The sequence below is a fragment of the Vibrio fluvialis genome, from assembly GCF_900460245.1.
Lineage (GTDB): Bacteria > Pseudomonadota > Gammaproteobacteria > Enterobacterales > Vibrionaceae > Vibrio > Vibrio fluvialis.
Window position 1 is genome coordinate 513,092 of record NZ_UHIP01000001.1, and the last position, 24,437, is coordinate 537,528.

Below are 24,437 nucleotides of genomic sequence, written 5' to 3' on the forward strand. Positions count from 1 at the left end.
CCGTCAATTTTCTACAGATTGTTCGGGAAATGTTCTGGGTTGGTAAACGGGATCAGCGCCAGAATCAAAGCCTGATGGTAAACCGAGCTGCGGGTCAGGTGGTGCTGTGTCAGCAAACCAATCGCGCCGCCTTTCTGTTTGATGTTATCGGTGCCGAACACTTCGTCCATCACGTCGCCGAGCTCGTTGGCATCCGCCAGTTTGCTTAGGACTTCAGGTGGCAGCATCAGGCTGGCCGAGCGTGATTCACCGCGTTGTGTGGCCGATTCAATGATCATCCAGGCAAACGTCACGTCGCCATCAATACCCGCTTCTAAACCGACATAAAAATCGCCATCGGTAATACTCTGCTTGGCATTGCGGACGCGGTTGAGAGCGCCGAGCTTAGTCTCATGATCGCTCATGGGCTGATCGGCCACTTCGCTGGGTACGCTCACCCCCTGAAAAACATAGTGGTAATCAGGGAATACGGTTGAAAAAGCACTTTCCACTGCACGGATTTTGGCAGGGTTAAGAGAAGCAATGATCACCTTTTTCATAGAGTTCTGTAATCTCGTATTGTTGCTGCCACGCTCGCACTTCACTCAGCGACATCGGCTTGCCAAAGAAGAAACCTTGCATGTAGTCGCATCGATAGCTGGCGAGCCACTGATGCATCTCTTCGCTTTCAATACCTTCCGCCGTCACTTTCATGCGTTGCGAATGGCATAGGTCGATGAGTGGCTTGATGACTTTCTGTTTGTTGGTGGCGATCAGTGTATCTAAAAACGCCCGATCAAACTTAATTTTGTGCACTGGATACTGCACCAGTTGGGCAATAGAAGTGTAGCCAGAGCCAAAATCGTCAATCGTGAGGCCATACCCCATGCGCGACAGTTCATGCAAAAGAGAGAAGCTTTTGGAGTCGGCGGCAAAGGTTTCGGTAATTTCAAAATCGACCCAACGCGGCGTGACTTGGTGCAATTGAGCCTGCTGGTGGATAAACTGCGCCAAATGCTGAGAGTCGAGTTCTGCCGACGACAGGTTAATCGAAATCTGCACAGGCTGGGTAAACAGATTGCGTAAAGTATTGAGCTCGGCAAAGGCAGATTCAACCACCCAGCGGTCGATTAGGCCAAACAATCCGGTCTGTTCAGCAATCGGAATAAATTCATCCGGCGATACTTCGCCCAGTTGCTCGGATTCCCAACGCAAGAGCACTTCAAATCCGGCCACTTTATGCCCGGAGCAGGTGAAATAAGGCTGATAGACCAGACTGAATTCCTGGTCAAAGTTGCCCAGTCGCAGCGCCCGTTCAATATTGTTGCGTCGCTGAACAATCTCATCGAGCTGCTGTGAATAGTGCGCGATCTGGTTTTTACCTGCGTTCTTAGCCTGATACATCGCAGTATCGGCATTGAGTAACAATTTCTCGATATGATCGCCATCTTCCGGATAGGTCGCGATACCGATACTGGCGGTGATCGGGAAATGCCCCAAAGGCGAGTCGTCGTGTTTTTGAATCGGATCGAGCAGGCGCTGGGCAAACTGATTGGCATTGTCATTTTTACGGTTGGGAGCGCAGAGCAGAATAGCAAACTCATCGCCGGAAAGGCGGGCAGCCAGACTGTAGGTGAAGTCCCGCAGTTTGAACTCCTCGCATAACCGGCGCACGTGATCGGCGAAGCTGACCAACAACGAATCACCAATCTGATGACCGTATTTGTCGTTCACATATTTGAAGTTGTCGAGGTCGATATACAGCACCCAGATATGGCTGTTGCGCGGCGTTTCCTGCAAGGTGCGTTCGGCCTGAACCTGAAACTGACGACGGTTTGCCAGCTTGGTCAGGTGATCATATTCGGCAAGCGTCTTGGTACGCTGATAGGTGGTATCAAGCTCGGTGTACATCGCGTAGAAGCGCGAAGAAAGACGACTGAGTTCATCACTGCCGTTGAGAATTTCGATATTTTTGCGTTGTTTGTTTTCGACTTCCTGAAGCTGCTTATCGAGGCGCAAAATCGGGTTAATCATGTACTTATAGAGCAGAATCAGCAGCAACAGCACCGTGATGAGTGCCGACATACCAAAAGAGAGAGTCAGTTCTTTGTATATCTGATCCAGATGGGTACGCAGTAACATCGGCGCCGGGTCGAGAATCGCATACATACCGGGTTGCAGTTCAACACTTTGAGTCAGTTTTTGCGGATTTTCCGGAGGATGATCCTGAAAGAAAATCTGGCTTCGGTTGTCGAACTCAATCTGCTGACGCAGGGCGTTGAACTTATCCAATACGACATACACTACAATAAAGAACACTTCATTGCGGTTATAACTCAGCGGCGTTTGCAGGGTTTTGGTATCAAGGGCGTCGTAGCGAACCAAAATGCCTTCACCTGCGGAGTTTTCGGTGTAGCTGATGTCGGAAGTTTTACCGGTCTGATTAAAGCGCTGGTCGACGAACTGTTTCACCAACGGATCCATTTGTGCAAACGGGTCGTAGCTGTTTTCCGCGTAATACAGGATCTTGCGGTTACCATCGAGAATGGAGAGCGCGACGTACTGGGAATCGTTCGGTTGCAGAATACTGATGGTTTCGTGCAGGTTATCCACCAGTTCCAGTTCGCGATAGGGATTGTGTTCGTAATAGAAATAGTGGCGAATGATGTCGCTTTTGGCGAGGGTGAACGAATAGCTATTGACCAGAGCGCTGGTTTGTCTGAAATGGCTGGCCAGTTTCTCCATATTTAGCTGCAGGTAGCTATCGGTCTTTTTAAGCAGTGCGTCTTTCTGACTGCTGTAAATAATATAGCTGGACGCTGCTGCACTGAGCAGAATCACCGGAGCAATCAGCAGAAGAATTCTATGGTTGAGCTTCATGTTGGTTGATCACACTGTTAATTATTTTAGCTCTGACGTTTAGGTTGCCCGGTGAAATCTCGCTGTCAATGATGCCCCGGTCAATCAAGTAGGGTGAGGGAAACAGGCTTGAGTCGTTGCGATACTCTTCCGTCATCAATGAGATGGCACTCAGGTTGGGCGTAGCGGCTTGTATATCTTCGGCGTTCATGGCTGCGATTTCAGGCAGCATCAGGAAATCAAGAAACGCTTTGGCCTCCTGTTTGTTCACGGAATGACTGTTGACTGCCATGCAGTCTACCCACAGGTAAGGTCGCCCTTCCGGCAGGCTAAAGCCCCAGTCATCGTTTTCATAGAAGCGGTTTAACGAGTATTGGTCGCCACTGTACGCCAATGCCATATATAAGTTATCAGTTTTGGCATGGCTTCGAACGTAACTTAATGCATATTCGTAGGTCAAGATATTTGGGTTGGATTGTTCAAGTGCCTGATAAGCCGCTTTCAATGCCTCCACTGATTCGGTGATCGGCGAGTATCCGAGGGTATAGAGAGCGGGTAGCAAAGTTTCGACGCTGTCAGAAATCAGCCCGACATGGCCTTTCATATCATCACTGATATTGACCAGTTGCGACCATTGAGTCGGCGGTGCCGGCAATTTGCTTTTGCGATAAGCAATGCCTACATAGCCCCAAAAATAGGGGACGGCATGAGAGCCGCACGCCTGGTTCCATTTCTCGGCATTATTGTTGCGATGGGGCAAAGTCGAGAGATCTTCAAACACATCCTGGCGAGAGAAGATGTGTGCGGAGACATTATCCAGCACCACAATATCAAACGGCAGTTGAATACTTTTCAGCATCAACAGGCTGCGTTCATCGTCGTTATCGAAGTGATACAGATGAATCGCGCTATCAGGATTGGCTTGGTTCCAGGCGTCAATGACCCGTGGTGAAAGGGTATCTTCCCACAAGTAAACATTGAGTTCGGAACTCTTGACGGGCACCGACAGGAGACTGAGCCCTAACAGTGCCGAGAGAATAGTTTTTGTCATCCGTTTGAGTTCGTCCGGCCACTACCGGAACGATATCCTTGTTCTGCGACACTCAAATGCGACGAACGTATCCGCCGGCAGTGCACTTATGACCACTCGTTAAATTTGCAGTGGTCATTATAGGGATTGGATATGCAACTACCAGCGTTTGCAGCGAAATGTATGATTCAGTTATCGTTCAGCAAGCTTAACCTGAGTCGGCTTCACATTTTCGCTTGGATAACAGCCCAGCACTTTGAGGTGACGAGTCAGGCGCGTCAGTTCAACCAGAGCCTGCTGCATCTCTTCGGAATCCAGATGTGCCTCCAGATCGACGTAAAACATCTCTTCCCATGGGTTCCCCATGATTGGGCGTGATTCCAGCTTAGTCATGTTGATGCCGTAACGTTGCAGCACTAACAGCGTGGAGACCAATGAGCCCGCTTCTTGCGAGGTGGACATGATTAGCGTGGTTTTAGCCGGGATTTGCGGTGAGACTTCAACCGGTTTGCGCGCGACCACAATAAAGCGGGTATGGTTTTCGGTCTGATTGGCGATGTTGCCCTGAATGGCTTGCAGGCCGTAAAGTTTACCGCTTGATGCATTGCCAATCGCAGCAACATCTGTGCGATTCAGTTCCTGTACTTTCTTCATTGCATCGGCCGTACTCGCGCAAGTTTCCAGCTTGACGCCTTTCAGGCGGCTTAGGAATTCGCTGCATTGCTGATGTGGCTGTGGGTGTGAATACAACACTTTGAGGTCTTCCAGGCGAATGTCTTTCGTCGCAACCAGGCAGTGCTCAATCGGCTGAGTGATTTCACCGACAATGTACAGCGTGGTGTGTTGCAGAAGGTCGTACACTTCGTTGATTGAACCGGAACTGGTATTTTCAATCGGCAGTACGCCGTAGTCGGCATGGCCGGACTCTACGGTTCGGGTGACTTCTTTGAACTGCTCACAGTTGAGTTCAATCAGCTCGGTATTTTTGCGGCTGAAGTATTCACGAGTGGCCAGATGTGAGTAGGAGCCTTTAGAGCCAAGAAACGCCACACGAGCCAATGGTTTGCGACTTTGTGGGTTAGCCAGATTCTGTAAGTAAGCCTGCTGCAGGAGAACCGAATCTTCAATGATGGTGTGGAATAGTTTGGTGATGTACTGAGCATCAAGCTGGTATTTGTCTTTACCCGCGTGGATCAGTTTGACAAGCAGTTGCTGCTCGCGTGCGGCGTCGCGCACGGGTTTGGATGTTTCGACTTTGCTCTTTGCTACTTCAATGCTGAGTTTACGGCGCTCTGAGAACAGGCTCAGCAGTTGGTCATCAAGTTCATTTAAGCGCAATCGAATCTCTTCGAGCGAGTACTGTTTGTCTGTCATGCAAATTATCCTTATAAAAAAACCTCCCAGTGGGAGGCTTTCTGTTCGTTTTTGACTTTTCTTTCGTAAACGAGCACGCCCCCAAGGTTATTGGAGAAAAAAGAAGTCAAAAAAGAACAGGGAGTTAAGCGTCATTGTTTTCCGTAGAAAATGTTATTGAGAAGTCCACACAATAAGCAAGCGGGGTGGGAGCGTCAAGCAAAAAAATAGCGCCCGAAGGCGCTATCTGTGAAACCGTTTACTTTATTCTTCCACTTCTTCTTCCAGCTCTGGTTTGTCGGTTCGACGTGCTTCTGGTTTGTGACGAAGTTTATTCAATTGGCGTTCGAGTTTTTGTTCTACCTCATTAATGGCGGCATACAGATCATCGTGTACAGCGGAAGCGATGAGTTGTCCTTTTGGAATGCTGACGGTCGCTTCAAATTTTTTCTGCTTGTTGGGTTCCTCACTGAAACTTGCCTGACATCCGATGATGTCCACTTGCCATTTTTCTAGTTTCTTAAACTTACTCTCAATGTGATTGCGGATTGCAGAGGTGATTTCGATGTTTTTACCAGTAATATTCATTTGCATAGTGCTTTTTCCTCTGTTGCATCCCTTGTGGGTTAACTCCAGATTACCTATCCCATGCTAAAAGAATGTGATCTAAGTCACTTTTGTAGCGTGTATTTTTGCCTTTGAAACCAAACGTGATCTTACGCAAAGAGTGATGAGAGAAACGATAAAAAAAGCTTGAGATTCTGCCTTATGTGGCTAAATTGGAAAGGTAATCGACTGAAAATCTCCCCATTTTTAGGGCCTTGTCTCGGCCCGTTAAATTCCCCTGTATGAATCCTGAGCAAGTTATTTTGTGCAGTTGATCGGCTTTTACTGTTGAACCGATTCTGTGTTCAGCGATAACTCTGAATTTGCCGCAGTGTTTTCTTGTTTCACTCGTTGTAACGCATCCAACTGTTTGTACACCACGTAGTAACGACTGATGTTCGAAACATAGCGCACCGTCTCTTTACCGATATTACGGCGGGTGATCACTTCGACATTTTTGAACCACACATTGGGATTAAAACCGTGTTTTTTTGCCAATCTGCGCATTCGATTGATGTTGGCCGGGCCTGCGTTGTAGGCTGCGAGCGCGAAATACACTTGATCATCGGGGCTTATCTCTGGTTCAGAGAAGTAGCGGTCTTTAATAAAGCGCATGTACTTGATGCCCGCATGAATGTTGTTTTCTGCTTTCTCTATATGGGCAATGTTGACGTTGGGATCTTTGGCGGTGCTGGGTAGGACCTGCATGATGCCTACCGCGCCTTTGTGCGAGACTTTACGCTGATCAAAGCCGGACTCCTGAAAACCCTGAGCGGCCATCATCAGATATTCAAATTCGTACATCTCGGAATAGTGGGTGAACATTTTCCGCAGTTGGCCAAGCTTGGCCAGTTTCTGCGGGTTAAGCACTTTAGTCAGCCAGCGAGTATCGTCGATGTACTTACTGTAAATCACGTTGCCAAGCAGGGTGCCCGATTTGACCGTCTTTAAGTACTGATTGACCATCGCTTGCAATTTCGGACTATTCTTGCGCATCGCCCAAGCAATCTGACCATGTTCCCGGAGCGGCATTTCACTGTGTATCTGAATGTTTTCCATCACGTGCTGCCACATTTCTGCTTTATGGCTGTCGAGTACGGTAGCAGAAATATGTCCGGCGTTGACCATTTCCAGCAATTCGTAATCCTGCAGTGCCTCTTCAATAAAATGAAGGCGAACTGGTGCCAGATTGCGTTCGCTCAAAGCAGCATTCACCTTGTTGATGCTCTCCAGATAACTGGAGCTTTCACGCAGCCAGATCTCTTTGCCGCTTAACTGCGCGATGTTGATGAGTTCAGGATAGGTCTTGTCAGTGACCACGAATTCTTCAATCTCTTTGGTCAACGGAGTGCTGAAGTCAACGTGTTCTAAGCGGCTCGGGGTAACGGTCAGATTAGCGACGGCGAGGTCGGCAAAGCCTGCTTCGACACTGGGGATCAGTTCATCTCTCAATACGGGAATGACCTGCACATGAACATAGGGCGATTGCTTTTTCAGGCTCTGCTCAAAATGGTACAGCAGTTCTGCGCCAATCCCTTTTGGTCTGCCGCCTTCCACGTAGTAAAAACCTAAATCTGCCGACACCACGACCCGAATGGTGCCTTTCTCTTTCAATACAGGCCAATCACCGACATAAGGTTGATTCGTCAGCGGCGACAACTCCAGGCCACTGACCGGTAAACTTAAGCAATAGAGTAGGCTCAACAGTCCCAGTTTACATACTCGCAAAATGCGGCTCCTTTGCATATTTTGCTGGCATTAAGTTTATGAACAAACGGAAAAATCGGCAATGAAGGGCAATAAAAAAGCCACGCATTAGCGTGGCCTTGTTGATGGTTAATTTGACGGGGTTACTCTGGGTTCAGTTCCATCAATTGCTGGGTGCGTTTCACCGATTCTTCCAGCCCTAACTCTTTGTAAGCTTGCAACTGAATGTCGAGTGATTTGCGCGCCGCTTCGGTATCAGGATAGGTTTTTTGCAGTTCCTGAGTGCGGTTGATAGCGGCAATCCACGCTTCGCGACGCAGATAGAAGTCCGCCGTCGCGAGATCATAATCGGCCAGGCGGTTTTTCAACGCGAACATGCGACGCTGTGCGTCTTCCGCATATGGACTGTTCGGGTAGCGTTGCAGCAGCTTTTTAAAATCGGCAAAGGCCGCTTTGACTGGCTCTGGATCGCGATCGGCACGATCGACGTTAAACAGATCGTGCATGAAGTTACGATCCTGCGCCATGTGAGTCAGACCGCGCATGTAGAGAACCCAGTCCATTTTTTCATGGGTCGGGTTCAGGCGGGTGAAACGTTCAATGGTAGCCAGACCCAACGCCAGATCGTCGTTTTTGTAGTAGGCGTAAATTAAATCTAACTGCACTTGCTCGGAATACGCACCAAACGGGTAACGGGAATCCAGAGCTTCAAGCTTCTCGATTGCTGTCATCCAGTTACCACCTTGCAGCGAGGTCTGAGCTTCGGTGTACAACTGTGCCGGCGGGACATCCGGGACAATCTCTTTGTTGCTCGAACAGCCAGCCAATAGAGATAACGCGAGTAAGCCTGATAAAGTTTGGTATTTCATGTCAGGAGTGAGTTCCTTGCAATTAAAGCTTATACACTTGGAGCTTTGGTGCTCCGCAAAACGTTTCGTTACTTTCTTGGCAGTAACAGATACAATGACGCCATATTTTTCCACACTAGTGGCTATTAGTCTCACGGTTTTTAAAAAAGTTCGATATGGCTCAGCAGATTGAATTAACTCATACAGTAAAAGAGAGCCAGCTTGGTCAGCGTTTAGACCAAGCTGTGGCTGAATTATTTACCGATTTTTCCCGTTCACGCCTGAAAGAATGGTTGTTGGAAGGCAAAGTCATGGTCAACGGCACCGTCGTGACCAAACCACGCACCAAAGTGATGGGTGGTGAAGCGATTACAGTTCAGGCTGAACTGGAAGATGAACAACGCTGGGAAGCTCAGGATATTCCGCTGAATATCGTCTACGAAGATGACGACATCATCGTCATCAACAAACCGCGAGACTTGGTGGTTCACCCAGGGGCAGGCACGCCGGATGGTACAGTGCTGAATGCTTTGCTGTTCCATTACCCGCCGATTGCAGAAGTGCCACGTGCGGGTATCGTGCATCGTCTGGATAAAGACACTACCGGTCTGATGGTGGTGGCGAAGACAGTTCCGGCGCAAACGCGCTTAGTACGTGAACTGCAAAAACGTAACATTACTCGTGAGTACGAAGCGATTGCGATCGGTAAAATGACGGCGGGCGGCATGATCGATAAGCCAATTGGCCGTCATTCAACCAAACGTACCCTGATGGCGGTGAGCCCGCTGGGTAAACCTGCCGTAACGCACTATCGTGTGGCCGAGCATTTCCGTGAGCATACGCGTCTGCGTCTGCGTCTGGAAACGGGTCGTACACACCAGATTCGTGTCCACATGGCATACCTGCAACACCCACTGCTTGGCGATACCGCTTACGGTGGCCGCGCACGCATTCCTAAAGGTGCAACGCAAGAGTTGACTGACATGATTCGCGGTTTCGATCGTCAGGCTCTGCATGCGGTTATGCTGCGTTTTGCCCATCCGATCACTGGTGAAGAGTTGGAATTCCACGCGCCAGTGCCGGATGACATGGTCGTCATGACAGAAGCGCTGCGCGAAGATGCCAAACTGAACCATTCGGAAGAGTACTGATTGATGAGCTGGATTCTCCCCAACTGGCCAGCACCGACTTCGGTGAAGGCGCTCTCTTCAACCCGAGTGGGTGGCTTTTCTCAGCCGCCATATGCGGGTTTGAATCTGGGCATGCACGTTGGGGATGATCCGAAGTTCGTTGAGCGTAATCGCGACCAGCTAAAACATGACGCAGGCATGCCAAGTGCACCGATTTGGCTCAACCAGACTCATTCGACGGTCGTACTTGAAGTTGGCGCGCCGACATCCCAGGTACTCGATGCGGATGGGGTTTGGACGACGGCTCCCAATGTGGTGTGCTCTGCGATGACCGCCGATTGCCTGCCTGTGTTGATCTCCAACACGCAAGGGACAAAGGTTGCTGCGGTGCATGCTGGTTGGCGTGGATTGTCGGGGGGCATTGTCGAAAATGCGCTAAGCCAGTTTGCAAACGAAGATGTGTTAGTGTGGCTGGGCCCCGCGATTGGCCCACAGGCGTTTGAAGTCGGTGATGATGTGCTGGCAGCGTTCAGTGCTCACGATGACAACGCGCATCTGGCGTTTAAGCCGGGTAAACAAGCAGGAAAATGGTGGGCAGACATGAATCACCTGACTCGCCTGCGTTTAGCCAAACTGGGTATTGAGCGTGTGTTTGATAACGGACTCTGTACCTATCAGGACGCCAACCTTTTCTATTCTTATCGCCGCGATGGCGTGACCGGCCGTCAGGCCAGTTTTATCTGGATTGATGAAAATTAAACCAGATAAAGTTAATGGTCTTCACTTGAAAATTTCCCTCTGCGTAACCATCTTTCTTAACGTTGTTAGTTTATCTCAGACGAGGTTAGGAAGGTTGTTATGCGTCTTGACAGATTTACCAGTAAATTCCAAATAGCGATTTCTGACGCTCAGTCACTTGCGCTCGGGCGTGATCATCAGTACATCGAACCTGTGCACCTGATGGTGGCGTTGCTCGATCAGACCGGGAGTCCGATTCGTCCACTGCTGACTATGTTGGATGTGGATGCAATGCAGCTGCGTTCCAAACTGGGCGAAATTCTGGATCGTCTACCGAAAGTCAGTGGCATTGGCGGCGATGTTCAACTGTCCAGTGGTTTGGGCACACTGTTTAACCTATGTGACAAAGTGGCGCAAAAGCGTCAGGACGCCTATATCTCGTCTGAAATTTACCTGTTGGCGGCACTGGAAGACAAAGGTCCTCTGGGCCAACTACTGAAAGATTTCGGTCTGACTGAGAAAAAAGTCACCGCAGCGATCGAAAAGATCCGTGGTGGCCAGAAGGTTAATGATCCGAATGCAGAAGAGCTGCGTCAGGCGCTGGAGAAATTCACCATCGATCTGACCGAGCGAGCTGAACAGGGCAAACTGGATCCGGTGATTGGTCGCGATGATGAAATTCGCCGCACGATTCAGGTTCTGCAGCGCCGCACCAAAAATAACCCGGTAATCATTGGTGAGCCAGGGGTGGGTAAAACCGCCATCGTTGAAGGCCTCGCGCAGCGCATCATCAATAACGAAGTGCCCGAAGGTCTGCGTGGTCGTCGTGTCCTGTCTCTGGACATGGGCGCGCTGGTCGCCGGCGCCAAATATCGCGGTGAGTTTGAAGAACGCCTGAAATCGGTGTTGAACGAACTGGCGAAAGAAGAAGGCAATATCATTCTGTTCATCGATGAACTGCACACCATGGTGGGCGCGGGTAAAGGTGAAGGTTCGATGGATGCCGGTAACATGCTCAAACCCGCTTTGGCGCGTGGTGAACTGCATTGCGTCGGCGCGACTACTCTGGATGAATACCGTCAGTACATCGAAAAAGATCCGGCGCTTGAGCGTCGTTTCCAAAAAGTGTTGGTGGACGAACCCAGCGTGGAAGATACCGTGGCGATTTTGCGTGGCCTGAAAGAGCGTTATGAGCTGCACCACCACGTAGAAATTACCGACCCGGCGATCGTTGCGGCTGCCAGCTTGTCGCATCGTTATGTTTCGGATCGTCAGTTACCGGATAAAGCCATCGACCTGATCGATGAAGCGGCATCCAGCATTCGTATGCAGATGGACTCAAAACCGGAAGCGCTCGATAAGCTGGAACGTAAGATCATTCAACTGAAAATTGAGCAGCAAGCGCTGAGCAATGAACATGACGAAGCGAGTGAAAAACGTCTCAACATTCTCAACGAAGAGTTGCAGGAAAAAGAGCGGGATTACGCCGAGCTGGAAGAAGTGTGGAACGCGGAAAAAGCCGCGTTGTCAGGCACTCAGCACATCAAATCGGAACTGGAACAAGCGCGTTTGGATCTCGAAGTAGCGCGTCGTGCCGGCGATTTAAGCCGCATGTCTGAGTTGCAATACGGCCGCATTCCCGAGCTGGAAAAACAACTCGACTTGGCCGCGCAAGCAGAAATGCAAGAGATGACGCTACTGCGTAACAAAGTCACCGATGCTGAGATTGCCGAAGTGCTTTCTAAACAGACCGGTATTCCAGTGGCCAAAATGCTCGAAGCAGAAAAAGAAAAACTGCTGCGCATGGAAGACGTGTTACACCAACGTGTGATTGGTCAGATTGAAGCAGTCGAAGTGGTCGCGAATGCGATTCGTCGTAGCCGTGCGGGCCTGTCGGATCCAAACCGTCCAATTGGTTCGTTCCTGTTCTTAGGTCCAACCGGTGTGGGTAAAACGGAACTGTGTAAAACCCTCGCCAACTTCATGTTCGACAGCGAAGATGCCATGGTGCGGATCGATATGTCGGAGTTCATGGAGAAACACTCGGTGGCTCGTCTGGTGGGTGCGCCTCCAGGTTATGTCGGTTATGAAGAGGGCGGCTATCTGACCGAAGCGGTACGTCGTAAACCGTATTCCGTGATTTTGTTGGATGAGGTGGAAAAAGCACATCCGGATGTGTTCAACATTCTGTTGCAGGTGCTGGATGATGGCCGACTGACCGATGGTCAGGGACGCACCGTTGATTTCCGCAATACGGTGGTCATCATGACATCGAACTTGGGCTCGTCACGCATTCAGGAAAACTTTGCGTCACTGGATTACCAGGGCATCAAAGAACAGGTGATGGAAGTGGTGAGTAAACATTTCCGTCCCGAGTTCCTCAACCGTGTGGATGAGACAGTGGTATTCCATCCTCTGGGTCGTGAGCACATCAAGTCCATTGCCTCGATTCAGTTGGAACGTCTGCGTAAACGTCTGCTGGAAAAAGACTTTGAGCTACAAGTCAGCGACCAGGCGCTGGAGCTGATCGCTCAGGTCGGATTCGATCCGGTATACGGTGCGCGTCCATTGAAACGGGCGATTCAACAGAATGTGGAGAACCCGCTGGCGAAATCGATTCTGGCTGGACAATTTCTGCCGGGAACGCCAATCAAACTGGACGTGAAAGATGGCAACATTACCGCAGCGCAATAATCCGTAGTCGAAGTAAAAGCCACGCATCGCGTGGCTTTTCTTTTATGAGCGATTGTCTCTCATGCAAAGTTGGCGTTGAGGCGCATTTTCAGATAATCCTGAGCGGTGATCGGCGGATAAACCTGCTGCGGCCCCTGAATAATCTGATCGCGATTAGCCTGACAGAAAAACGCCATGCTGTAGCGTGAGCCCTGATTTTCTTCTGCGGTCGGCATGCGCACCCGATGCAGGGTCGACTTCAATAAGTCATCGCTCCAACGCATCAGCATGTCGCCGATATTGCAGGTAATGATTCCTGCCTGAGGAATCACATTACTCCACAGCAAATTCTGCTTGGCGTCTTTGCCTGCCGCCACTTGCAGCCCGCCTTGATTCTCCTGCTGAAACACCATGGTTAAACAGTCGAAGTCGGTGTGCGCTCCCGCGCGCCAATAATCGCCAATGGCGGGAATGTCGCTCATCGGCAGGTAATGCAGCATACGTAACGTACTCAGATAATGCTCCGAATCACGCTGGTGGGCTCGGGTAAAGAAATCGCGCTCAAAGCCTAACTTGTCGGCAAAGCAAGAGAGAATCTTCATCCCTAGCTGCCATGCCTGATATTCCATACTCAGTAGATGTGACTGAAAATCGGCCACTAATTCTTGCTCTGGCCACAATGCTTCCATGTGCGGAAGGGTGATTTGATAAGATTCCTTTTGATCTGCCAAACCTGTAGATGGGCGAACTTGCTGACGAAATTCCCAGCCAGCATTGAGCCTCGCTTTGAGCGGAAAGCGCTGTTTTTGTTCGACAGGCAACGCAAAGAACTGCTCACTGAGGGTAAACGCTTGTTCAATCTCGCTGAGGGCAATGCCATGATTGACCAGTTGAAAGAAGCCGACTTCCGTGGCGGCTTGCCATAACTGCTCGGTTATCTCTGTTCGGCGTAGGGGAAAGTCAGACAGGTCAATCAATGGAATGGCGCTGAGTTCAGCCTCAGCGCCAAGGCCGCCAATAGTGGTTTCAAAGTTCAGTTCGTCGAGTTGATACGCTTGTTGAGTCATTGTGATTTCTCCAATTAAGCAATGTGCTTGTGATTGGAGCAATGTCCAGCAATCGTCGATGATTGCAGACCGCTTCTACTCCGGGGTTAAGATGAACGATATGGATTACCAGGCGTCGTACTGGATTTGTTCGGCTTCTTCTTCCAAGAGTGGTCCGTGCACTTCTGTTGTGCGCTGTCCGGATTCAAATACGATTCGGCACGGCAGCGCCAAAGTCGGGTTTTCCGGATGATTGCCGGTCAGTGTTTTCAAACGTGTCTCGCTCAAGCCATACACAACACGTCCGACGCCAGCCCAGTAAATCGCACCGGCGCACATTGCGCAGGGTTCGGCGGATACGTACAGCGTGCATTGGTTGAGAAAATCGGGCCGATATAACTTGCTCGCTTGCGTCATGATCAGTCGTTCGGCATGGCCTGTCATATCCAAATCAGGCAGATAGCCGTTGATTTGCTCCAGTAATATCTCGCCGTTGGCATCGACCAGTACGGCCGCAAAAGGGTGAATGCCGCGCGATTTGGCGTCTTCTGCCAGCGCAAAACTGTGGCGAAGAAAACGGTAATCGATGGTTGGATTTAGCATGTTATCTTCCTAACGTTGTTTTTCTTCATCACTCAGGCTCCAGGCAAAGTAGCCTTTTTGAATCCAACTGACCGATTTGAACAGCACCATGCTGACGATGGAGAGAAATACCAGTGCCGCAAAGGCCTGGGGGATTTTGAAATACGAGGTTGAAAACTGCACCAGATATCCGAGCCCTTTTTCGGCGGCGACAAATTCTGCAATGACCGAGCCGATGACGGCCAGCGTAATCGCAACTTTGACTCCGCTGAAAATGTGCGGAATGGCGTAAGGCAGGCGAATTTGCCAGATGGTTTTATGGTTGCTGACGTTGAGTGAGCGCGATAACTCAATCAGTTCCGGCGGCGTGGCCAGCATGCCTGTGGTAGCAGAAACGACCAGAGGAAAAAAGGTGATCAGACAGGTGATAGCCAGACGCGGGGCATCGCCAGTGCCTAATATCACGATCAGCAGCGGTGCTATCGCCACCACGGGCGTGGATTGAATCACAACCAGCAGCGGGAAGATGGCACGGGTCAAAAACTTAGAATTGACCATCATGATTGCCAGCGGAATACTGAGCGCGAACGATAGCGCAAAACCAAACAGAGCAATCCTCAGCGTGGCCCAAAGATTGTCTAGCCAGCGTTCGGCGGACACTTGGGTAAATGCCAGCGCGATGTCGGATGGGGCCGGTAGAATAAAAGTCGGCACTGCAAACAGACGGCACACGCCTTCCCAAATGGGGATCAGCGTCAGAATGGCTAATAGCGGCAGCCAGTTTTGCGACCGCTTAGCGAGTAATCCTTTCATAGTGAATCCTTAGTACTGGTGGGCTCAGGCAACAGTGCGACGCAGCGGTGTAATTTTCTCAGCATTTGCGGTGGAAGAGGCGTCATGCGGTGGCCGATAAAAATACTCACGAATCCGTGTGGTATAGCGCCCGAAATCCGTCTCCTTCAGGGTATTGATGGTGCGCGGACGTGGCAGGTCAATCACGATTTCTTCCAGAACCGTGCTTGGGCGAGGTCCCATCACCAGCACTTTATCCGCCAGCAACACCGCTTCCGAAATAGAGTGGGTGATAAACAGAACGGTTTTGGGTTTTTCCATCCACAGGCGTTGCAGTTCAAAGCCCATCTCTTCACGGGTTAACGCATCAAGGGCCGAGAACGGTTCGTCCATTATCAGAATGTCGGGGTTGAGCAACAGCGCCCGCGCAATCCCAACCCGTTGCTGCATCCCGCCGGAGAGTTGATTTGGCAGACTGGTGGCAAAATCACTCAGACCGACTTTTTCCAGAAGCTCAGTGGCCAATTGGCGATCTTTCGGGCTGACGTGGCCAAATTTATGCTGCAGAGGAAAAAGGACGTTATCCAGCACATTTTTCCACGGCAGCAGCGTCGGTTTCTGAAAGACGATGCCGATGTCTTCACGTGGTCCAGAGACCGCATGCCCAAAGACTTGGATTTGGCCTTCGGTTGGCTGTATCAATCCGGACAGCAGGCGCAGTAGTGTTGATTTGCCGCAGCCAGACGGTCCGACAATCGCGACAAATTCGTGTTTGCTGATCTCAAAGTTGACCTTATTCAGTACGGTCACCTGGCTTTGTTCCGTTTGATAGGTATGACCTATATCGCGGAAAGAAACGAATGGCTGCATCGTACTCTCCTCAATAAAAATCGCGTGAGATCGCGGTTTCAGGATCGAGCTTGTCCAGTGAGATGTTTTGCGCTTCTGCGGTCCATTTCCAGGTTTCCGCCAGCCGAGCTGGAGTAAATACGCCCACGCCGTCGCGTTCGCTGACTTCGTTCATCACCAGGCCGCGAATCGATTTAATGGTGTCACTGGCTTGTTCGGCATCGACATCCGGTACCATTTTATGAACGTCTGCTGCGCTTTGTTCAGGGTGGGCCCAAGTATAAGCGACCGCTTTGGCGTAGGCGGACAGAAAGCGACGGGCGACCTCTGGCTTATCGTTGAGGAAGCGATCACTGGCAATAATCGAAGAGGAGTAAAATTCCAGCCCTGCATCATACCAAGGCAGGATGGTCAGTTGCTTACCTGCCTGTTGTGCTTGTTGTTGGTTTTTCACCGCATCGGTCATCCAGGAGATCATGACATCGGATTGCCCGGTGAGCAGCATGGGGTTAAGAGCTCCGGGATCGGCTTTGAGCACTTTGACGCTCTGTTCATCGACGCCATTCTTTTTCAGCATCAATGGTAAAAATACGTTGGCGGAGGTAAAGGGTGATGTCACGATGGTTTTGCCCGCGACGTCCTTAATGCTGTTGATTGAGGAATCATTCAGAACATAAAACGCATATGGTGCTTTGCTGAACAGAGAATAGATGGCTTTGACCGGTACGTTGTCATTAGCTTTGGCAACCAGCAAAGCCACGATATCAGATGAGCCGATATCTGCGGTGCCTGTCGCCACCTTAGTGATGGCATCCGTAGAACCTTTACCCCCTAAAATAGTGACATCGAGATCTTCTGCAGCGAAAAATCCTTGTTGAACACCCACATAAACGGGAGCCTTGTCCCCTCCGGGTAACCAGTCCAGCTGAAAGGTCACTTTGTCGGTGGCCCAACTACTTGCTGACCAGCACGCCAGCGACAGAGAAAGGGTGAGGGTTTTGATTTTTGAAATGGCTGTCTTCATAGTTACTCCGTGTCTTCCTTTGCACTTCTTGAAGGTTGTTTTACAACGTCTTCTATTAACTATGAGCAATGTCCCGATGCCGCCCGGCACCTAACCGCTTCTACTCACGAATTGTCATTACTGTTTGAGCAAAGTGTGTGCCACAGCTAGGAGCGGAGATTTAAATTGATTAACGTGTTATTAACAAAACCTTATGGCATGGGTGCTGGGAAGTGCATGTGGTTGTGTTTGTTGTATACAATTTGTTCATGGTAAAAACTGATTAAATGACGCATTGCACATTCGGTGAGCAAATTTTGCACTAATACGGTGCCTGCTCTGTTTGCAACAACGAAAGAGCAAGTGTTTCAGTGATGGTCTGTGAATTGCATTGTATACAGTGTGAAATCAATGATGAGTAGAAGCGGTCAGGGGAGATCTCCGGGACATTGCTCATAGACATGCTGAACATCGGATTCAGCCTCTATATAAAGGAAGTCGCTATGAACTATCTCATCAAGCACGCACGCGCTATTTATTCTTCCCAGTCCGATTGCCAGGACATCCGTATCGGTGACGGAGTGATTACTGAGTTGGGCTGTGATTTGCAGCCTGCGGAGGGAGAGCAGCTAGTGGACGCCAATCGGTGTGTCATTTACCCCGGCTTTGTCAACACGCACCACCACATCGCGCAGTCACTATTGAAAGGCATTCCGGCGGGAATAAATGATGGCTTGGGGGACTGGCTGGCTCATGTCCCGTATCGATACTGGCCGCAAATCACACCGGACGTGATGTACCATGCCGCAAAACTGGGTTTCTATGAGCTGCTGCGCTCCGGTGCGACCACTTGCGCAGACCATCATTATCTCTATCACGCGAAGAGTTCGCAGGAAGTCGAAGCTGCCGTGTGGCAGGCGGCAGAAGAGATGGGCATTAGGCTAGTGTTGTGTCGTGGTGGCGCGACCGTGAAGGGAACCCATAAAGGATTGCTTAAAGCCGGCGTCGAGCCAGAACCACTGGATCTGATGATTAAACGTTTGGAAGAAACTCGTCAGCGCTATCATCAAAGCGGCGATAACCCAATGCGTCGTTTAGTGGTCGCTCCAACTACGATTGTGCATTCTGCGGCACCGTCGGATTTAAAGATTCTTGCTGAGTACGCGCGCAGTCATCAGTTACGCTTACACTCTCACTTGCTGGAGGTAGAGTTTGATCAACAGCAGGCGCTGACTAAATACGGCCAAACAGCAGTGGAATATGCGCAAAGCTGCGATTGGCTGGGTGAGGATGTGTGGTTTGCACATTTGGTTAAAGCTGGCCCTGCCGATATTGCCTTGCTCGCGGAAACCAAAACGGGCGTTGCACATTGCCCGACATCCAATTGCCGCTTGGGGAGCGGAATTGCTCCGGTTATTAATATGGCCAAAGCGGGAATGCCGATTTCATTGGGTGTTGATGGCTCAGCGTCTGCGGAATCGGGCTCAATGTTGCAGGAGTTGAACCTTTCCTGGTTACTTCATCGAAGCCAGCATGGCGCTTCGGCTACCACAATAGACGGTGTTCTCGATTGGGCAACTGCTGGTGGTGCGTCGATACTCGGTCTACACAATCTGGGACGCATCGAAATTGGCGCAGCAGCCGATTTGGTGTTGTACGACATTCAGCAGCCGCGTATGGCGGGATGTCATTCGGAAATCATCGCTCCAATTGCTTGTGGTGAGCCTGCCAAAATTCAGGCGAGCTTTGTCAATGGCAAGCTGGTGTATAAACATAACAATGAAGAAGACTACGAAGAATTAGTCGTTAAGGTCAGAGAGTCTATCCATCATCTCAACCAGAAAGTCGCACAGTTAGGCGTCTGACAGAGGCGTTTTGCTCACTTAAAACTCAACTTGGCGTTAATTTAGGCGGTCAGTCAGAAAAGCGAATTTTTTGGCTGATTTGCTATTGCCAAGTGTTTTTTCCTCCCTATAATGCGCATCCGTTGTCAGGCAATTCTGAATAAGAAAGCAGGGCAAGTAAGACGGCAAATTTGATTTCTTAACCTAAAGAAAATTAAATAAAAAAGTTGTTGACTCGCTAAGTTAACTCGCTAAAATGGCCGTCCGCTTTGAGAAGAAAGCTTCGAAAAGCAAAGCTCTTTAACAACTTAAACCTATCAATCTGTGTGGGCACTCGTTGATGATAATCGCAAAAGATTTATCAATGAACTGAGTGACCAATTTGATACTTCGGTATCGAGCACAGTCAATTCAACATTACATTAGTAATGTTATCAGTATTCATTGAGCCAAAACTTTAATTGAAGAGTTTGATCATGGCTCAGATTGAACGCTGGCGGCAGGCCTAACACATGCAAGTCGAGCGGCAGCGACAACATTGAACCTTCGGGGGATTTGTTGGGCGGCGAGCGGCGGACGGGTGAGTAATGCCTGGGAAATTGCCCTGATGTGGGGGATAACCATTGGAAACGATGGCTAATACCGCATGATAGCTTCGGCTCAAAGAGGGGGACCTTCGGGCCTCTCGCGTCAGGATATGCCCAGGTGGGATTAGCTAGTTGGTGAGGTAAGGGCTCACCAAGGCGACGATCCCTAGCTGGTCTGAGAGGATGATCAGCCACACTGGAACTGAGACACGGTCCAGACTCCTACGGGAGGCAGCAGTGGGGAATATTGCACAATGGGCGCAAGCCTGATGCAGCCATGCCGCGTGTATGAAGAAGGCCTTCGGGTTGTAAAGTACTTTCAGCAGTGAGGAAGGAGGTATCGTTAATAGCGGTATCTTTTGACGTTAGCTGCAGAAGAAGCACCGGCTAACTCCGTGCCAGCAGCCGCGGTAATACGGAGGGTGCGAGCGTTAATCGGAATTACTGGGCGTAAAGCGCATGCAGGTGGTTTGTTAAGTCAGATGTGAAAGCCCGGGGCTCAACCTCGGAATTGCATTTGAAACTGGCAGGCTAGAGTACTGTAGAGGGGGGTAGAATTTCAGGTGTAGCGGTGAAATGCGTAGAGATCTGAAGGAATACCGGTGGCGAAGGCGGCCCCCTGGACAGATACTGACACTCAGATGCGAAAGCGTGGGGAGCAAACAGGATTAGATACCCTGGTAGTCCACGCCGTAAACGATGTCTACTTGGAGGTTGTGGCCTTGAGCCGTGGCTTTCGGAGCTAACGCGTTAAGTAGACCGCCTGGGGAGTACGGTCGCAAGATTAAAACTCAAATGAATTGACGGGGGCCCGCACAAGCGGTGGAGCATGTGGTTTAATTCGATGCAACGCGAAGAACCTTACCTACTCTTGACATCCAGAGAACTTAGCAGAGATGCTTTGGTGCCTTCGGGAACTCTGAGACAGGTGCTGCATGGCTGTCGTCAGCTCGTGTTGTGAAATGTTGGGTTAAGTCCCGCAACGAGCGCAACCCTTATCCTTGTTTGCCAGCGAGTAATGTCGGGAACTCCAGGGAGACTGCCGGTGATAAACCGGAGGAAGGTGGGGACGACGTCAAGTCATCATGGCCCTTACGAGTAGGGCTACACACGTGCTACAATGGCGCATACAGAGGGCGGCCAACTTGCGAAAGTGAGCGAATCCCAAAAAGTGCGTCGTAGTCCGGATTGGAGTCTGCAACTCGACTCCATGAAGTCGGAATCGCTAGTAATCGTGAATCAGAATGTCACGGTGAATACGTTCCCGGGCCTTGTACACACCGCCCGTCACACCATGGGAGTGGGCTGCAAAAGAAGCAGGTAGTTTAACCTTCGGGAGGACGCTTGCCACTTTGTGGTTCATGACTGGGGTGAAGTCGTAACAAGGTAGCGCTAGGGGAACCTGGCGCTGGATCACCTCCTTATACGAATGATTATTGCGATGAGTGTTCACACAGATTGATACGGTTTAGTTTAAGAGATTCGTGGGGCTATAGCTCAGCTGGGAGAGCGCCTGCATGGCATGCAGGAGGTCAGCGGTTCGATCCCGCTTAGCTCCACCATCTTTAAGCACATTTATTAAGTGTTCTTAGAAATGGTTCAACTCGAAAGAGATACGAATCTAGCTCTTTAACAATTTGGAAAGCTGACAAAACAATCTTTTAAGATTGTTTGTAAAGTTCTCAATGTATTCCTAACGGAATACACCAACAAACACATTCAAGTGTGCTTGGTATCGAAGCTTACTGTTTCAGTAAGTCTTCAAATTGAGTCCGGCAAAATCAGTCACACACTCATGAAAAATAAATGTGTGACACCTAGGTTGTTTAACAACAACCCGAAACTCCTTCGGGTTGTATGGTTAAGTGACTAAGCGTACACGGTGGATGCCTTGGCAGTCAGAGGCGATGAAGGACGTAGTAACTTGCGATAAGCTCAGATTAGGCAGTAACAGCCACTTGAGTCTGAGATTTCCGAATGGGGAAACCCAACTGCATAAGCAGTTATCATTAACTGAATACATAGGTTAATGAAGCGAACCGGGGGAACTGAAACATCTAAGTACCCCGAGGAGAAGAAATCAACCGAGATTCCGATAGTAGCGGCGAGCGAAATTGGATTAGCCCTTAAGCTTTACATGCGTCAGGTGAAGGTTCTGGAAAGGACCGCGAAACAGGGTGATAGCCCCGTAGCCGACAGCGCATGTTCAGTGAAATCGAGTAGGGCGGGACACGTGTTATCCTGTCTGAATATGGGGGGACCATCCTCCAAGGCTAAATACTCCTGACTGACCGATAGTGAACCAGTACCGTGAGGGAAAGGCGAAAAGAACCCCTGTGAGGGGAGTGAAATAGAACCTGAAACCGTGTACGTACAAGCAGTAGGAGCCTCTTCGTGGGGTGACTGCGTACCTTTTGTATAATGGGTCAGCGACTTATATTCAGTGGCAAGGTTAACCATTTAGGGGAGCCGTAGGGAAACCGAGTCTTAACTGGGCGTTCAGTCTCTGGATATAGACCCGAAACCGGGTGATCTAGCCATGGGCAGGTTGAAGGTTGAGTAACATCAACTGGAGGACCGAACCGACTAATGTTGAAAAATTAGCGGATGACTTGTGGCTAGGGGTGAAAGGCCAATCAAACTCGGAGATAGCTGGTTCTCCCCGAAAGCTATTTAGGTAGCGCCTCGGACGAATACTACTGGGGGTAGAGCACTGTTAAGGCTAGGGGGTCATCCCGACTTACCAACCCTTTGCAAACTCCGAATACCAGTAAGTACTATCCGGGAGACACACGGCGGGTGCTAACGTCCGTCGTGGAGAGGGAAACAACCCAGACCGCCAGCTAAGGTCCCAAATTACAGCTAAGTGGGAAACGATGTGGGAAGGCTCAGACAGCTAGGATGTTGGCTTAGAAGCAGCCATCATTTAAAGAAAGCGTAATAGCTCACTAGTCGAGTCGGCCTGCGCGGAAGATGTAACGGGGCTAAGCTGTAAACCGAAGCTGCGGCAATGCGATTTATCGTATTGGGTAGGGGAGCGTTCTGTAAGCCGTTGAAGGTGTGTTGTAAAGCATGCTGGAGGTATCAGAAGTGCGAATGCTGACATGAGTAACGACAAGGGGGGTGAAAAACCTCCCCGCCGGAAGACCAAGGGTTCCTGTCCAACGTTAATCGGGGCAGGGTAAGTCGACCCCTAAGGCGAGGCCGAAAGGCGTAGTCGATGGGAAACGGGTTAATATTCCCGTACTTCTTACAATTGCGATGGGGGGACGGAGAAGGCTAGGTGGGCCTGGCGACGGTTGTCCAGGTTCAAGTGCGTAGGCTTGAGGGTTAGGTAAATCCGGCTCTCTCTAAGGCTGAGACACGACGTCGAGCTACTACGGTAGTGAAGTCATTGATGCCATGCTTCCAGGAAAAGCCTCTAAGCTTCAGATTGTAAGGAATCGTACCCCAAACCGACACAGGTGGTCGGGTAGAGAATACCAAGGCGCTTGAGAGAACTCGGGTGAAGGAACTAGGCAAAATGGTACCGTAACTTCGGGAGAAGGTACGCTCTTGATGGTGAAGTCCCTCGCGGATGGAGCTGATGAGAGTCGCAGATACCAGGTGGCTGCAACTGTTTATTAAAAACACAGCACTGTGCAAAATCGTAAGATGACGTATACGGTGTGACGCCTGCCCGGTGCCGGAAGGTTAATTGATGGGGTTAGCGTAAGCGAAGCTCTTGATCGAAGCCCCGGTAAACGGCGGCCGTAACTATAACGGTCCTAAGGTAGCGAAATTCCTTGTCGGGTAAGTTCCGACCTGCACGAATGGCGTAATGATGGCCACGCTGTCTCCACCCGAGACTCAGTGAAATTGAAATCGCTGTGAAGATGCAGTGTACCCGCGGCTAGACGGAAAGACCCCGTGAACCTTTACTACAGCTTGGCACTGAACATTGAACCTACATGTGTAGGATAGGTGGGAGGCTTTGAAGACGTGACGCTAGTTGCGTTGGAGCCGTCCTTGAAATACCACCCTTGTATGTTTGATGTTCTAACTTAGCCCCGTTATCCGGGGTGAGGACAGTGCCTGGTGGGTAGTTTGACTGGGGCGGTCTCCTCCCAAAGAGTAACGGAGGAGCACGAAGGTGGGCTAATCACGGTTGGACATCGTGAGGTTAGTGCAATGGCATAAGCCCGCTTAACTGCGAGAATGACGGTTCGAGCAGGTGCGAAAGCAGGTCATAGTGATCCGGTGGTTCTGTATGGAAGGGCCATCGCTCAACGGATAAAAGGTACTCCGGGGATAACAGGCTGATACCGCCCAAGAGTTCATATCGACGGCGGTGTTTGGCACCTCGATGTCGGCTCATCACATCCTGGGGCTGAAGTCGGTCCCAAGGGTATGGCTGTTCGCCATTTAAAGTGGTACGCGAGCTGGGTTTAGAACGTCGTGAGACAGTTCGGTCCCTATCTGCCGTGGGCGTTGGAAGATTGAAGGGGGCTGCTCCTAGTACGAGAGGACCGGAGTGGACGAACCTCTGGTGTTCGGGTTGTGTCGCCAGACGCATTGCCCGGTAGCTAAGTTCGGAATCGATAACCGCTGAAAGCATCTAAGCGGGAAGCGAGCCCTGAGATGAGTCTTCCCTGATACTTTAAGTATCCTAAAGGGTTGTTCAAGACTAGAACGTTGATAGGCAGGGTGTGTAAGCGTTGTGAGGCGTTGAGCTAACCTGTACTAATTGCCCGTGAGGCTTAACCATACAACACCCAAGGGGTTTTGTATTGGACTCAAAGCTAAGCGCATAAGAATGTGTTGTGAGAACG

16 protein-coding genes, 1 tRNA gene, 2 rRNA genes and 1 other annotated feature are annotated in these 24,437 nt (G+C 50.2%); of the genes, 7 read left to right on the forward strand and 12 right to left on the reverse strand.

Features of this window, described 5'->3' with window-relative positions:
- Nucleotides 1-11: 11 nt before the first annotated feature.
- The 7 genes from yjjX to DYA43_RS02405 form a co-directional block, all read right to left on the reverse strand.
- The gene (gene yjjX, locus DYA43_RS02375; RefSeq protein ID WP_061056184.1) at nt 12-539 is read right to left on the reverse strand and encodes an inosine/xanthosine triphosphatase; all 528 of its coding nucleotides are present in this window, start codon (nt 537-539) and stop codon (nt 12-14) included.
- Nucleotides 511-2,859, reverse strand: a complete 2,349-nt coding sequence (locus tag DYA43_RS02380) for a putative bifunctional diguanylate cyclase/phosphodiesterase (RefSeq protein WP_020430580.1) — start codon at nt 2,857-2,859, stop codon at nt 511-513. Before DYA43_RS02380 ends, yjjX begins: the two co-directional genes overlap by 29 nt.
- Nucleotides 2,843-3,889, reverse strand: coding sequence for a polyamine ABC transporter substrate-binding protein (locus tag DYA43_RS02385; RefSeq protein WP_061056185.1), 1,047 nt, complete (start codon nt 3,887-3,889; stop codon nt 2,843-2,845). Before DYA43_RS02385 ends, DYA43_RS02380 begins: the two co-directional genes overlap by 17 nt.
- Before the next feature lie 171 nt (nt 3,890-4,060).
- Nucleotides 4,061-5,242 carry a prephenate dehydratase gene (gene pheA, locus DYA43_RS02390; protein WP_020332112.1) on the reverse strand — a complete coding sequence of 394 codons (1,182 nt, stop codon included), beginning with the start codon at nt 5,240-5,242 and terminating at the stop codon, nt 4,061-4,063.
- A 13-nt stretch (nt 5,243-5,255) separates the two neighbouring features.
- Nucleotides 5,256-5,375 (reverse strand) — a sequence feature (Phe leader region).
- Nucleotides 5,376-5,485: 110 nt separating this feature from the next.
- The gene (gene hpf, locus DYA43_RS02395) at nt 5,486-5,815 is read right to left on the reverse strand and encodes a ribosome hibernation-promoting factor, HPF/YfiA family (RefSeq protein ID WP_020430586.1); all 330 of its coding nucleotides are present in this window, start codon (nt 5,813-5,815) and stop codon (nt 5,486-5,488) included.
- Between the two features lie 294 nt (nt 5,816-6,109).
- On the reverse strand, nt 6,110-7,555 hold the full coding sequence (locus tag DYA43_RS02400; protein WP_172465276.1) for an MltF family protein: 1,446 nt from the start codon (nt 7,553-7,555) through the stop codon (nt 6,110-6,112).
- 122 nt (nt 7,556-7,677) lie between these two features.
- On the reverse strand, nt 7,678-8,403 hold the full coding sequence (locus tag DYA43_RS02405) for an outer membrane protein assembly factor BamD (protein WP_020332115.1): 726 nt from the start codon (nt 8,401-8,403) through the stop codon (nt 7,678-7,680).
- Between the two features lie 155 nt (nt 8,404-8,558).
- Here DYA43_RS02405 and rluD point away from each other — a divergent pair, with 155 nt between their 5' ends.
- From rluD to clpB, 3 genes are all read left to right on the forward strand, one after another.
- Nucleotides 8,559-9,533 carry a 23S rRNA pseudouridine(1911/1915/1917) synthase RluD gene (gene rluD / locus DYA43_RS02410; RefSeq protein ID WP_020332116.1) on the forward strand — a complete coding sequence of 325 codons (975 nt, stop codon included), beginning with the start codon at nt 8,559-8,561 and terminating at the stop codon, nt 9,531-9,533.
- A 3-nt stretch (nt 9,534-9,536) separates the two neighbouring features.
- Complete coding sequence (gene pgeF, locus DYA43_RS02415) at nt 9,537-10,271, forward strand: peptidoglycan editing factor PgeF (RefSeq protein ID WP_020332117.1); 735 nt, start codon at nt 9,537-9,539, stop codon at nt 10,269-10,271.
- Between the two features lie 99 nt (nt 10,272-10,370).
- Nucleotides 10,371-12,944, forward strand: coding sequence for an ATP-dependent chaperone ClpB (gene clpB, locus DYA43_RS02420; protein ID WP_061056186.1), 2,574 nt, complete (start codon nt 10,371-10,373; stop codon nt 12,942-12,944).
- A gap of 59 nt (nt 12,945-13,003) precedes the next feature.
- Here the strand turns inward: clpB and DYA43_RS02425 are convergent, their stop codons facing one another.
- The 5 genes from DYA43_RS02425 to DYA43_RS02445 form a co-directional block, all read right to left on the reverse strand.
- Entirely contained in the window at nt 13,004-13,990 is a 987-nt protein-coding gene (locus DYA43_RS02425; protein WP_061056187.1) for an isopenicillin N synthase family dioxygenase, read from the reverse strand.
- Nucleotides 13,991-14,095: 105 nt separating this feature from the next.
- Nucleotides 14,096-14,572 carry a nucleoside deaminase gene (locus tag DYA43_RS02430; RefSeq protein WP_047461312.1) on the reverse strand — a complete coding sequence of 159 codons (477 nt, stop codon included), beginning with the start codon at nt 14,570-14,572 and terminating at the stop codon, nt 14,096-14,098.
- A 9-nt stretch (nt 14,573-14,581) separates the two neighbouring features.
- A complete protein-coding gene (locus DYA43_RS02435; protein ID WP_020332123.1) occupies nt 14,582-15,364 on the reverse strand; it encodes an ABC transporter permease in 783 nt (260 codons plus the stop codon).
- 24 nt (nt 15,365-15,388) lie between these two features.
- On the reverse strand, nt 15,389-16,213 hold the full coding sequence (locus DYA43_RS02440) for an ABC transporter ATP-binding protein (protein ID WP_061056188.1): 825 nt from the start codon (nt 16,211-16,213) through the stop codon (nt 15,389-15,391).
- Nucleotides 16,214-16,223: 10 nt separating this feature from the next.
- Nucleotides 16,224-17,216 carry an ABC transporter substrate-binding protein gene (locus tag DYA43_RS02445; RefSeq protein WP_061056189.1) on the reverse strand — a complete coding sequence of 331 codons (993 nt, stop codon included), beginning with the start codon at nt 17,214-17,216 and terminating at the stop codon, nt 16,224-16,226.
- Between the two features lie 482 nt (nt 17,217-17,698).
- On the opposite strand from DYA43_RS02445, the gene DYA43_RS02450 reads away from it, so the two are divergent.
- The 4 genes from DYA43_RS02450 (at nt 17,699) to DYA43_RS02465 (ending at nt 24,373) form a co-directional block, all read left to right on the forward strand.
- A complete protein-coding gene (locus tag DYA43_RS02450) occupies nt 17,699-19,060 on the forward strand; it encodes an amidohydrolase family protein (RefSeq protein WP_061056190.1) in 1,362 nt (453 codons plus the stop codon).
- A 437-nt stretch (nt 19,061-19,497) separates the two neighbouring features.
- Nucleotides 19,498-21,050, forward strand: a 16S ribosomal RNA gene (locus tag DYA43_RS02455).
- A gap of 62 nt (nt 21,051-21,112) precedes the next feature.
- A tRNA-Ala gene (locus DYA43_RS02460) sits at nt 21,113-21,188 on the forward strand.
- A gap of 297 nt (nt 21,189-21,485) precedes the next feature.
- Nucleotides 21,486-24,373, forward strand: a 23S ribosomal RNA gene (locus DYA43_RS02465).
- The 16S and 23S rRNA genes sit together here with 1 tRNA gene alongside, the layout of an rRNA operon.
- The last annotated feature ends 64 nt before the right edge of the window (nt 24,374-24,437 follow it).